This is a genomic window from Nonomuraea marmarensis (genome assembly GCF_043197025.1).
Taxonomy (GTDB): domain Bacteria; phylum Actinomycetota; class Actinomycetes; order Streptosporangiales; family Streptosporangiaceae; genus Nonomuraea; species Nonomuraea marmarensis.
In genome coordinates this window covers 203122-213670 of record NZ_JBICRM010000015.1, presented here as the reverse complement: position 1 = coordinate 213670, position 10549 = coordinate 203122, and the positions used below count along the sequence as shown (strand labels likewise).

General features: G+C 68.2%; 11 protein-coding genes and 1 pseudogene. 7 read left to right on the top strand and 5 right to left on the bottom strand.

Going from position 1 to position 10549, the window contains the following annotated elements:
• Positions 1–130: 130 nt before the first annotated feature.
• From ACFLIM_RS25305 to ACFLIM_RS25290, 4 genes are all read left to right on the top strand, one after another.
• Positions 131–481 (top strand): hypothetical protein, encoded by a 351-nt coding sequence (locus ACFLIM_RS25305; protein WP_393169423.1) that lies wholly within the window; start codon positions 131–133, stop codon positions 479–481.
• 229 nt (positions 482–710) lie between these two features.
• Entirely contained in the window at positions 711–1859 is a 1149-nt protein-coding gene (locus ACFLIM_RS25300; protein ID WP_393169421.1) for an SMI1/KNR4 family protein, read from the top strand.
• 50 nt (positions 1860–1909) lie between these two features.
• Positions 1910–2155, top strand: a complete 246-nt coding sequence (locus ACFLIM_RS25295) for a recombinase family protein (protein WP_393169419.1) — start codon at positions 1910–1912, stop codon at positions 2153–2155.
• A 10-nt stretch (positions 2156–2165) separates the two neighbouring features.
• Positions 2166–2399, top strand: coding sequence for a hypothetical protein (locus tag ACFLIM_RS25290; RefSeq protein ID WP_393169418.1), 234 nt, complete (start codon positions 2166–2168; stop codon positions 2397–2399).
• A gap of 47 nt (positions 2400–2446) precedes the next feature.
• On the opposite strand, the gene ACFLIM_RS25285 is transcribed toward ACFLIM_RS25290, so the two are convergent.
• From ACFLIM_RS25285 to ACFLIM_RS25270, 4 genes are all read right to left on the bottom strand, one after another.
• Positions 2447–3136, bottom strand: coding sequence for a winged helix-turn-helix transcriptional regulator (locus ACFLIM_RS25285; RefSeq protein ID WP_393169416.1), 690 nt, complete (start codon positions 3134–3136; stop codon positions 2447–2449).
• Positions 3137–3247: 111 nt separating this feature from the next.
• On the bottom strand, positions 3248–4771 hold the full coding sequence (locus ACFLIM_RS25280; RefSeq protein ID WP_393169414.1) for an IS1182 family transposase: 1524 nt from the start codon (positions 4769–4771) through the stop codon (positions 3248–3250).
• Between the two features lie 71 nt (positions 4772–4842).
• On the bottom strand, positions 4843–5532 hold the full coding sequence (locus ACFLIM_RS25275; protein ID WP_393169412.1) for an alpha/beta fold hydrolase: 690 nt from the start codon (positions 5530–5532) through the stop codon (positions 4843–4845).
• Positions 5529–6485, bottom strand: a complete 957-nt coding sequence (locus ACFLIM_RS25270) for an LLM class flavin-dependent oxidoreductase (RefSeq protein ID WP_393169411.1) — start codon at positions 6483–6485, stop codon at positions 5529–5531. Before ACFLIM_RS25270 ends, ACFLIM_RS25275 begins: the two co-directional genes overlap by 4 nt.
• 101 nt (positions 6486–6586) lie before the next feature.
• Between ACFLIM_RS25270 and ACFLIM_RS25265 the strand changes: the two genes are divergently transcribed.
• Positions 6587–7021 carry an organic hydroperoxide resistance protein gene (locus ACFLIM_RS25265; RefSeq protein WP_393169409.1) on the top strand — a complete coding sequence of 145 codons (435 nt, stop codon included), beginning with the start codon at positions 6587–6589 and terminating at the stop codon, positions 7019–7021.
• 650 nt (positions 7022–7671) lie between these two features.
• Positions 7672–8139 (top strand): annotated as a pseudogene (locus ACFLIM_RS25260) (DUF4158 domain-containing protein); the annotation flags it as partial.
• Between the two features lie 173 nt (positions 8140–8312).
• Here the strand turns inward: ACFLIM_RS25260 and ACFLIM_RS25255 are convergent.
• Positions 8313–9206, bottom strand: coding sequence for a LysR family transcriptional regulator (locus ACFLIM_RS25255; protein ID WP_393169407.1), 894 nt, complete (start codon positions 9204–9206; stop codon positions 8313–8315).
• Positions 9207–9322: 116 nt separating this feature from the next.
• Between ACFLIM_RS25255 and ACFLIM_RS25250 the strand changes: the two genes are divergently transcribed.
• Positions 9323–10480: an FAD-dependent monooxygenase gene (locus ACFLIM_RS25250; protein WP_393169405.1), complete on the top strand. Its 1158-nt coding sequence runs from the start codon at positions 9323–9325 to the stop codon at positions 10478–10480.
• The last annotated feature ends 69 nt before the right edge of the window (positions 10481–10549 follow it).

Here is a 10549-nt window from a genome sequence, read left to right as displayed (position 1 = left end):
TCGCGTTAAACCTGATCCGGCTGGACGCCTGGTGGAACGACCACCCACTCGATCGGACCCGCACCAGCCACCTCGCCCGGCTGGAACTCGCCCTTGCCTCGTGATCACGAATAAGCCACCAGGGTCCCTGGTGGAGACAAAACACACCCCGGTGCCCCGCTTCATCGCCTTCACCAGCCAAGGCGGCATTCCCCAAGATCTCAACGCTCGGCTGACCAAACTGAATTTCACGATCTACAAGGCGTCCGCGGCACTTCCGAGAAGCGTGGACGGCCACGCCGAGCAAGCGGCGGCGGGGTTACGGCAGAACGTCCCAGCGCAGATCAGGGACTTAGGCGGCCGGATCACCAATGTCGTCAGCGCTTTCTCCACCGTACAGATCTGCTCGCGGGTATGCGCGGACAGGCTGAACAAGTTCATCGCCGACCCCCGCAAGAATGTTCAGCCAACCACGAATGGAATGATCGCGGGAGGCAGATAGACAAAGAATTCCTGCGCAAGGCGAGGGAATTCTTCGGTATCCGGGGACTCGTGGCCACCACGGTCGCGTCCCAGGCTTTCATCGCGGGATTCTTCCAGGGCAGGGGCGGCTCGGCCGGGAGGGTGAGAGGACGATAGGCAAGGACTCGCCCAGGCCGTGCGACCGACCGTGGCCGCACGGCCCGGACGTGTCCTTGACCCCACCGGCCACGGTCCCCAGGATGGAGCGCATGACCGAGGACGAGCTCGTCGAAGCGATCCGCACGACCCCTGAGCTCCTGCCTCCCGCGGCGCCGGAGGCGGTCGCGGAAGCGGAGCGGGCCATCGGGCACCCGCTTCCCCCGCTGCTGCGCCGCCTGTACCTCGAGGTGGCCAACGGCGGCTTCGGCCCCCGGGATGGGATATTGGGGGTGGCCGGTAGCGAGTACGAGCACCATGGCGAAGTCGCCGACATCGTCGAGATGTATCAGGGCACCCGCGCCGATTGGCCCGGCAGGTTGTGGCTTTTCGACTGGGGTTGCGGGATCTGGTCCGTCGTGGATTTACGGGATCCGGCCGGCCCGATGTGGATATGGGACCCGAACATCGATGCATCCGTCTATCCCGATGAATCTCCGATGACTCCGCAAAACATGACGCTGGCCGAATGGCTCGCCGAGTCCGTCAAGGGCAATCTGGTGAAGGCCTTCGAAACCTCGGATCTCGGCGCCGTCGCCGAACGCAGGCGCCAGTTCGACGCGCGTCCCGGCGAGCTGGACTACACCCCGCCGGAGTGCCTGGACGACGACGAGATCGTACGCATGATCTCCGGGCTGCCCGGCCTGACCCCACCGGCGCCGGAGGCCGCGGTCACCGAGGCGGAACGGGTCTTGGGATTCTCGCTGCCGCCCTTGCTGCGCAGAATCTACCTGGACGCGGCCAATGGAGGGATCGGGCCGGGCCGCGGCATCCTCGCGCTGCGCACGGCGGACACCGATCCCCTCACCGATATCGTCACCTGCCATCGGACCTGGATCTCCGGCCCGGACCCTTTCGTCCCTCCGGGCCTGATCTGGCTCTGCCCGTGGGAGCCGGCGATCTGGTCTCTCGTGGACTGCCGTGATCCGGTGGGGACCATGTGGATCTGGGATCCCATGGGCCCGCACCTCCCGCCGGACCGGCCCGGCGAGGAGACGGCGGCCGGAGCGTTGTCGCCGCACCACATGACGCTTGCCGAATGGCTCACCGAATGGCTGACGGGCTCGTTCACGAAGGATTTCCGACCCGCCGACCTGCGCGCCGTCGCAACCCGCAGGGCCCCTGATCACGGGCGAGCTCCTGCCTCGATCGCCCCGATGCAGGTCAGCAGCCATCATCGCGCAGAGTGTCAAATCATGTGACAGCAACCCCGGTTCATCATTCCACTAGTACTGGGAGGCCTCAGATCGACGTGCTCCTGCGGGCTGGCGTCGACCGGGCCAACAGCCATCTCGACAAGGCGTCCGGCGCGAAGGCCTCCCGCCCGAAACTCGATCTCGTCCTGCAGTTGCTGCGCGAGGGCGACGCGTTGAAGGTCACCCACCTGGACCGGCTGTCTCGGTCAATGCTGCATCTGGTGACGCTCGGCGCGGAGCTACGGGAACGGAAGATCGGCCTGCACGTGATCGAGCCAGGGCATCGACACCGACACCGCTGAGGGCCGAGCGATGTTCGGGATGCTCAGCGTCCTGGCCGAGCTGCAGCGTGAGCTGATCCTGGCGAACACGATGGACGGGCTCGCCTCAGCGCGGGCCCGCGGCCGGGTCGGCGGCCGTCGACCTCGGTTGAGCGAGGACCAGGCGGCGCTTGCCCAGGAGCTGTACGACGCGGTGTACGGACACCTGAACAAGGAGACCACCGTGCCGCAGCAGCCGAAGACCTCGTCAGCGGGGCGAGGATGATGTAGGCCTCCTCTTCTGGCCCCTTTGCGCAGGTCGCAGGGCCAGCTTCATGACGCGGGGGCTTGTGCCGCTGATCGGGTTTGCGGGCGTGGGAGGCGGAACAGCTGGTGCAGTCGGCGCAGGGACTGTTGGTCGCCGGAGGCGGAGGCGGTGCCGTTGTTGATCGCTTCGGCGAGGGTTGAGCGGCCGGCGGCGAGGTCGCGGAAGACCGCGCCGCCGATCGTGATGATCACGTCGGGGTGCTGGGCCGGGCCGTGCACCGTTTCGATGGTGCCGTCGTCGATACGGGCGTGGAAGATCTCCTCCTCGACGCGAAACTCATACAGTGCGTGCAGGCCGGCAGCCGCCTCGGCGTCGAAGCACGCTCTCAGGCCGAGTACGGCCCAGCCGGGGTGGAAGGTCTCCTGTTCGAGGGGTTCGTCCATCGCCCATTTGAGGCCCCACCGGGCCAGCGCCAGCACTGCGGGGCCGAGCTCCTCGCCGGCCTGGGTGAGGGCGTAGGCGGGGGTGCGGGCCGGTGGAGGGAGGGTGACCTTGTGGATGAGTCCTTCGCGTTCGAGGTGCTTCATCCGGGCGGCCAGCAGGCCGGTGCCCAGGCCGCGCAGGCTGTGTTGCAGGTCGCCGAAGCGTTTGGGGCCGGTCAGCAGCTCACGGATGAGTAGAAGGGTCCAGCGTTCCCCGATGAGGTCGAGGGTGCGCGCGGTTGCGCAGTATTGGTTGTAAGTTCGCTGTTCCACTTCAGCATTCTAATCCTGAAGCTTCTCGTTATTGAACTGGCCTGCGTGGGCCTCTAGGAATGTCCTGAAGATCTTGCTGGTTGGGTCGGCGTGAGCTGGCTCACCCTCTTGCTATGCAGTGATCGGTTTGAGGGTCCAGGTGTTGTTGGTGTGGGTGAGTCCGAGGTTGATCAGGCGGCGGAGGTTGAGGGCGGCGGCGCGGTGGTGGAGCCAGCGGTCGTTGGCAGCGGTGCCGCGGTAGGGCAGGCGGCGGTTGCCGCGGGCGACGAGCCAGGCCACGGCGCGTTCGACCATGGGTCGCCAGCGTCGGTAGTCGTCTTGCCAGGCGGGGTCGGTGGCGGCTTGGTGGCGGGCGGCGGCCTGCAGGTCGTGGTGCGGGCGGATGGTCAGGATGCGGCCGGTCGTGGCGGTGGTGCAGCGATCATGCAGGGGGCAGGTGGCGCACAGGCCGGTGAAGGTGGCGCGGCGTTGCTGGTAGCGGCCCGAGGGGGCGGCGAGGGGGACGGTGTGGCCGGCGGGGCAGGTGACCGTGCCGGCGGCGGTGTCGATGGCGAAGTCGTCCAGGGTGAACCCGCCGGCCACGGCGGGCTTGAGCGCGGGTGGTTTGATCAGCAGATGGTGCCCTGCGGCGGTGAGGGTGGCGCGCAGTTCGGCGGCGGCGTAGGCGGCATCGGCCAGAATCTGCAGCACTCCGCGCTCGCCGGCGAGCAGGTCGGGGGCAACAGCGGCCTTGTGGTGGACGGCTCCAGCACCGGGGCGTAACGCCACCGCGGTGAACAGTCCGGTCTCCGGTTCGACGGCCAGGTGGGCCTTGTAGCCGTCCTCGCGCTGCTGACCGCTCTTGTGGATGTGCCGGGCCTCGGGATCGACGGTGGAGATGATGCGGTCGGGTGCGGTGCGGCGAGCGATCCGCCACCGTCCGTCGGTGCCGTCAGAGCCATCGGCGGGCTCGACATCCTGGCCCGCGATCAGGGCCAGCAGGCCGACCGCCCCTGCGGCCGGCTCGTCCAGGTCCCGGCCCCTCAGCCGCTCCAGCAGGGTGAGCGCGTCGGTGACCAGCCCGCTGACCAGGGCATTCTTGGCTTCCTCGTCGTCCCAGGCGATCTTCGGCTTGCCCGGGTCGGTGTAGTCGTGAGCGTGACAGTGCGCCGCCACCAGCGCACTCGCGCCGGGCACCTGGCGGGCCACCCGGCGGATCGCAGCGATCAGCTGGGTGATGGTGTCCTGGGTGGCGACCGCATCCAGCAGCACCGCCGAGTCCAGCGCCCGCCGCGTCCGGCCGGCCAGCACCCCGGTCTGCTCCACCACGGCGCGGACGGTCTGAAAGATCCGGTCCGGATCCGAGGAGCGGGCCAGCCGACGCCGGAAGTAGGTCAGCAGAGACGGATCGAACCCCTGGTCATGCAGGCCAAGCCCGCAGGCGGCTTTCCACCGCAGATCGAACCGCAGCGCTCCGACCGCCTCCTCATCCGACAGGCCGTGCAAAGCCTGCAACACCACCACCGTGGCCAGCAGGCCCGGCGGCACCGACGGACGTCCGTTGACCGGCGCGTACATATCCGCGAACGCCTGCGACGGAAACAACACCCGTCGGTGCTCGGCCAGGAACGCGAACACGCTCCCGGCCGGGATCATCTCCCGGCATACGACCCATCATGACCCGAGTCTGAATCCCGAAACTCCGCCTGACCAGACCGCCAAGATCTTCAGGACATTCCTAGAAGGAGACGGGCCAGCGCCTGCGGGTCGGTGAGCATCACGTCGTGCGGGCCGTCCAGGGCGATGGACTGGTAGCCGATCGCTGCGGCGAACTGGCCGAAGGCATAGGTCTGCGGTCGGCAGTAGATGCCTGTGCCCGGTATCCGGTTGACTGCTCCGCTCAGCCGGGTCGTCTCGGCGAAGGTGCGCAGCGGCTGGGGCCGCAGGCGCTGGGCGAGCCAGGCCGCGTCGTCGGGGTCGGTGATGCCGAACATCGCCGGAGCCGGGGCAGGGATCTGGTCGTCCACGGTGGTGCGGGCGGCGGCCTGGATCGCGTGGACGAAGGTCTCAGGTGCCAGGCCGAACATGCTGGCGCCGTCGTCGCCGGCCCAGCCGTCCACCAGGATGACGTGGTCCACCAGATCGGGCCGCAGGTCGGCCGCCTGCCGGACGACCAGGCCCGCGTAACTGTGCCCGACCAGCACCAGATCGTCTCTCAGGGCGTCTGCCAGGGTGTCATCGGCTGCGGCGTCGAGGGCCGCGATGACCTCTTGGACGTGCGTGTGCAGGCCGACGTCGCCGTCCAGGGTGAGGGCAGGAGCGATGGTGCGCGCTCCGGCTTGGTGCAGCAGCGGGGTGAGGCGGTCCCAGGCCCAGGGGCCGTGCCAGGCGCCATGCACGAGGACGAAGGTGGTCACGGGTGTCCTTCCGTACCGATCATGGGGCGAATCAGGGGCAGGACGCAGCTGGCGAACCCTTCCATGCCCGCGTGGTGGTCGTCGACGGCCAGGCGGATCACCACGTGGCGTGCTCCGGCACTGGTGTAGGCGTTGAGCCAGTCGGCGGCCTCGTGTGCCGTACCGGCGAACATGGCCTGGACGGTCTCGACAACCTCCAGCGGGGCGTTGTAGTAACGCTCGATACTCGTCCGCAGACGCCTGCGCGCCCGCTCAGGGTCCTCGTCCAGGCACAGCGTCGCGTACAGCGCGGGGGTGAGCGTGCGGACCGCCGCCTGCTGGATGACGGCCAAGTCGCGAGCATAATCCTGCGCGGCGGGCGGATAGGGCAGCCAGCCGTCGGCCAATCGCGCCACCCGCCGCAGCGCCGGTTCGCCGCCTCCGGCCAGCCAGATCGGCGGACCTGTCGGCCGGGTCGGCGCAGGAGCCAGCCTCACGTCGCGGAAGTTGAAATGCAGCCCGGTGAAGGAGACCGCTTCTGCGGTCCACAGCCGTCGCATCGCCTCGATCGACTCCTCTAGGCGGCTGATGCGGCGCGGGAAGGCGACACCGACAGCGGCGAATTGGGCCTCGGTGTGGGGGTTGGGGAATCCGCCACCCATACCGACGATCAGGCGGCCGTCGGCGAGCCGGTCCAAGGTGGCGAGTTGGTGCGCCAGCAGGATCGGATGGCGCAGCGCGGGCAGCAACACCGCGGTACCGAGCGTGATGCGCCGGGTGGCGATGGCCACGGCCGCCAGCAGGAGCAGCGGGTCGGCGCGTGGCCTGGTCACGGGGCTGTCGCCGGCCCAGACGGAGTCGAAACCCAGTGATTCGGCGCGGCGCGCCTGATCGATCAGATACTCCGTTTCGTGGTCGCCGCGGACGGCCTGATCGCGTGTCGGTAGCAGGTAGCCGATTTTCAATGGAGCCATGTGGTCACCTCTCATGGTCGTCAGGTTTCCTGATCTTAGATGTTGACTTCCTATTTTTGAAGTCTAAGATTCACTTTCAGGAATCTAGAGAGGAACGTGTCATGACGAACGCGCTTTACACTGCACAGGCCTCCGTGACCGGCGGCCGAGCGGACGGCCACGGGCGTACCGCTGACGGCAGGCTGGACGTGAACCTGCGCCAGCCCAAAGAGTTGGGTGGGGACGGTGAAGGAACCAACCCCGAGCAGCTGTTCGCCATCGGCTACGCCGCCTGCTTCGCCGCCTCACTGGCGCTGGTGGGGCAGCGCAGGCAACTACGCGCGGATGACGCGGCGATCGACGCGAAGGTCATGCTCATCCCTGCCGGCAACGGCGGATTCAAGCTGGGTGTCGAACTCGAGATCGGGCTGCCGTCGATCGCCGACGCCGCCCAGGCCTGCGACCTGGTCCGGGTGGCGCACCAGGTGTGCCCCTACTCCAACGCCACCCGCGGCAACATCGACGTGGGCTTGGTCGTCAACGGCACGCGACTGTGACACCCCGCCGTGCGGTGGGGTTCGCCTTCATAGGCAAGCGCACCCGCCGCACGGCGTGTGCGTGCTTCACCACTATGGCTGACCTGCAGAAACAGGCTTAGCGTACGGTTGCGTTCGCTGGACCGGAACCGACCGGCCCATAGGCGCGCCGATCCGCTCTGGGGGTGCGCAGGTAGCCATTGAGCGTGGTGCGCTTGACGCTGATCTCGTTGGCGATCTGCTGGACGGTGTACAGCCGTTAACCATCAAGATCTTTCTCACCTACCAGTATCGCCCCGGGAACCTGCTGGACGACGTCCGCGGCCGATGGCTCACCGGTGGGTCTTCCCGCTGTACGGGGCGCGTGCCTTCATCCGCGACGACGGCGCCATCAACCTGCGGCGCGGCACCTGGAAGGCGACCTTCCGCTGAACGGCCCCCGCGACCGGCCGCCCCGAAGATCACGATTGGTGATCAGTGCGACTGGACTGCTCCGGTATGGATCTTCGGGTGGGGGCTGACCTGCGACAATTCCGCCGATAGCTGGATAATGCGGGTTCGCCCGTCCGTCCGCTGAACATATGTCGGCTGCGCCTTCACCCCTGCGGGGTGGGGCGCGCTGTCGTCTGTCATAGGGGGCTTCGCGATGGCCGGTCAACTTTCTCACTGAGGAACAACGGAGCCTGTGGGGCCGCTACAACGCTGTCCCCGACATCACCCAGCTCGGCGGGTTCTTCCACCTCGACCCGACCTCGCGGCGGCGGGCGATGGCCGCCAACGGCGCCCGTAACCAGCTCGGCTACGCCGTCCAACTCGGCACCGCACGGTTCTTGAACTGCTTCCTGGACGACCCCGAGGACGTCCCGGCCGCGGTCGTCGACTACGTCGCCGAACAGCTCTACTCGCGGCACATGTTCATCTGGCTGACCTTCTCCCAGACGCTGGAGGCGGTGATCGCCGGCTGCGAGCAGGCGTGGCGGTTCTTCGGCGGAGTGTTCCAGGTGCTCATTCCCGACAACCTGAGCCCGGTTATCTGCGATGCCGACGCCATCAACCCGACCTTCACCGCAGGCTGTGGGCGATCGCCCCGCAGAGGGAGTGACATGCTCAAGCGGCCCGTAGTCAGACGGCCGTGGTGAGCTACGCCCACGGCAGTTCTTTCGTCACGGTCGCCCGGACGACGTCGGCCCCACCGCTCCCGCCATGCCGTCGATCTGCTGATATGGCCTGCAGCTTCTCCAAGGCGGGCTGAACATGCTGTCGTACGTCCGGTCCGCCGAGGCGCTTGTGGGTTCTCCGTATTGTTCGGCGATCAGCTCTTCTGCGCGAGGGGGCCGAGATCGCGGACGACCTCGGACAGGGCCCGGATGAGCTCGTTCTCCGTCTCGCTGCGCCACACCAGCGCGTACGGCAGCGCCCCTATGTCGGTGATGGGCAGGTAGGCGATGTCCGGCCGTACCCAGTAGCGGGTCATGTGGGCGGGGAAGAGGGTGACGATCTCGGCCATGCTGGTGAGGGTGATGGCCTCTTCGGCGTCGCGTACGGAAGGGCCGCGCTCGATCGGGCGGCCACGGCGAGTCTGTGGCGGCGCGTAGGCGTCGAACCAGTAGTCAGGCCCGGCTTCGCTGTCAGGGTGGGAAAAATCGGCGACCATCTCCAGTGAGACCGACGTGCGCCGGGCAAGCTCGTGGTCGACGGAGACGGCCAGCACCCGTGGCTCGGCGAACAGGGCCGGGCCCACGATGATGTCGGGCTCCTCGACGGGCAGCCAGGTGACCACGACGTCGACGTCCCCGCGGCGCAGCGCGGCGAAGGCGTCGCTGAACTGTGTGCGCTGGATGCGCAGCCGCCACTGCGGGTGACGGATGCGGAAGACGTCCCAGTAGGGGCGCAGATCGTAGGCGTTCATGGGGAGCATGCCGACGCGCAGCGTGCCGGTGATGCCCTGGGCGGCCAGTTGGGCGCGCTGCACGCTGTCTTTCAGCCCGGCGTAGAGGGGCCGCAGGTCGTCGCGGAGCTGGCGGCCGACCGGGGTCAGCCGTACCGTGCGGTTGTTGCGCTCGAACAGCGGGGCGCCGATCTGCCGCTCCTGCTTCTGGATCGCCTGGGTGACGCGGGCAGGCGACAGGCACAGCCGGGCGGCGGTGCGGCCGAAGTGCAGCTCCTCGGCCAGGGTCAGGAAGATCTCGATGTCGCGCAGTTCCATGCCTGTGCTTCGTTTACTCCCACTGAAGATGATCTTTCGGGATTCGTCGTTGTTCCGGGTGCTCACCGTACTTGATCCTCGGAGCGTACGGATCGCTCGTTCGATGGAGCATGTTGATGGACGTCCTCATTTCCGGCGCCGGCGTCGCCGGGCCCGCTCTGGCGTACTGGCTGCGCCACCACGGTGTCATCCCCACCGTGGTCGAGCGCGCCCTCCAGGTGCGCGCGGGTGGGTACGCGGTGGGCTTGCGCGGCGAGGCGTTGGACGTGCTGGACCGCATGGCCCTGCTGGAGCAGGTCAAAGCGCTGGACACGCACATGGGCGACGCGGCGTTGGTGGACCGTGACGGCAACCAGTACGCCACCCTCCCCGCGGCGATCTTCGCGGGCGACCTGCAGATTCTCCGGGGTGACCTGACTGGCCTGCTGTATGAGGCCACCCGCCTGGAGGTGCAGTACGTCTTCGGCGACTCGATCGCCGGCCTGGAGCAGGACGCCGGCGGCGTGCGGGTCACCTTCGAACGCGGCCGGCCGCGCCGCTTCGACCTGGTGGTCGGCGCCGACGGGCTGCATTCGCGCACCCGCTCGCTGCTGTTCGGGCCGCAGGCGCGGTTCGTCCGGCACCTGGGCATCTACACGGCGATCTTCAGCCTGCCCAACCACCTCGGCCTGCGAAACACCGGCCGACTCCACAGCATGCCGGGCAAGGCGGCTGGCATCTTCAGCGCCCGCGACAACACCGAAGCGCGGGCGGCGCTGCACTTTGCCTCCGGGCCGCTGGCCTGCGACCGCTACGACGCCGAGCAGCACAAGCGCATCGTGGCCGAGCAGTTCGCCGGAGAAGGCTGGCAGCTCCCGCGACTGCTGGAGGAGATGAGCAGGGCGCCGGACCTCTTCTTCGACGCCAACGCCCAGGTCGAGATGGAGTGCTGGTCCTCGGGCCGGGTGGTGCTGCTCGGGGATGCCGGCTACGCTGCGGCGCCGACCTCGGGCCGGGGCGCCTCCCAAGCGCTGATCGGCGCCTACATCCTGGCCGGCGAACTGGCCGCGGCCGGCGGCCACCATGTGGCGGCCTTCGCCGCCTACGAGCGGGAGATGCGCGGCTTCGTCGCCGAGCACCAGCAGATGGGGCGCGAAGGGGCCGACCGGTTCTTCATGGGCACGCCCAACCAGCAGGTGCTCGACATGCTCGCCGCCAACGTACCGGAGGTGACCCGCGCGCAGATCGTCAGGCTCAAGGACTACGCTCCCAGCTTCTCGGCGAAGTGCCCGTGACCGATGGGAACCATGAAAGCCCATCGCCACCAGCAATCACGCAGAACAGGGCGCATCTGCCACCGCGGG

Coding starts and splice junctions, on each gene's coding strand:
- ACFLIM_RS25300 (WP_393169421.1), top strand. CDS start 711: ATGACCGAGGACGAGCTCGTCGAAGCGATCCGCACGACCCCTGAGCTC.
- ACFLIM_RS25290 (WP_393169418.1), top strand. CDS start 2,166: ATGTTCGGGATGCTCAGCGTCCTGGCCGAGCTGCAGCGTGAGCTGATC.
- ACFLIM_RS25280 (WP_393169414.1), bottom strand. CDS start 4,771: ATGATCCCGGCCGGGAGCGTGTTCGCGTTCCTGGCCGAGCACCGACGG.
- ACFLIM_RS25270 (WP_393169411.1), bottom strand. CDS start 6,485: ATGGCTCCATTGAAAATCGGCTACCTGCTACCGACACGCGATCAGGCC.
- ACFLIM_RS25265 (WP_393169409.1), top strand. CDS start 6,587: ATGACGAACGCGCTTTACACTGCACAGGCCTCCGTGACCGGCGGCCGA.
- ACFLIM_RS25255 (WP_393169407.1), bottom strand. CDS start 9,206: ATGGAACTGCGCGACATCGAGATCTTCCTGACCCTGGCCGAGGAGCTG.
- ACFLIM_RS25250 (WP_393169405.1), top strand. CDS start 9,323: ATGGACGTCCTCATTTCCGGCGCCGGCGTCGCCGGGCCCGCTCTGGCG.